The organism is Bacillus sp. SIMBA_026 (assembly GCF_046535335.1).
Lineage (GTDB): Bacteria > Bacillota > Bacilli > Bacillales > Bacillaceae > Bacillus > Bacillus velezensis.
This window is the reverse complement of record NZ_JAWRWX010000204.1, coordinates 1-268: the sequence shown is the minus strand read 5'-3', so window position 1 is coordinate 268 and position 268 is coordinate 1. Positions and strand designations below refer to the sequence as shown.

General features: G+C 61.9%; 1 protein-coding gene. It reads left to right on the top strand.

Annotation, left to right across the window (positions count from 1 at the left end; translation table 11 throughout):
* Nucleotides 1–268, top strand: a 268-nt coding sequence (locus tag SB847_RS21210; protein WP_410578608.1) for a contractile injection system protein, VgrG/Pvc8 family, incomplete at both ends; no start/stop codon positions are given.

Here is a 268-nt window from a genome sequence, read left to right as displayed (position 1 = left end):
AGTCGAGCACACCGGCGCACCGGATACCCTCAACATCCGCGCATCAAGTGCCAACATGCGCCAAGGGCTACCGGGCAAGCGAACGCAAAGCTGGGATAGCGTCACGGTGCGCGACATTATCGAAACCATCGCCGCCCGCCATGAGCTGGTGGCCAGCGTGGGCGCAACGCTAGCAGGCGTGCGCATCACCCACATCGACCAAACCGACGAAAGCGACCTGCATTTTTTAACGCGCTTGGCAGAGAGATTCGACGCGGTGGCCACCGTC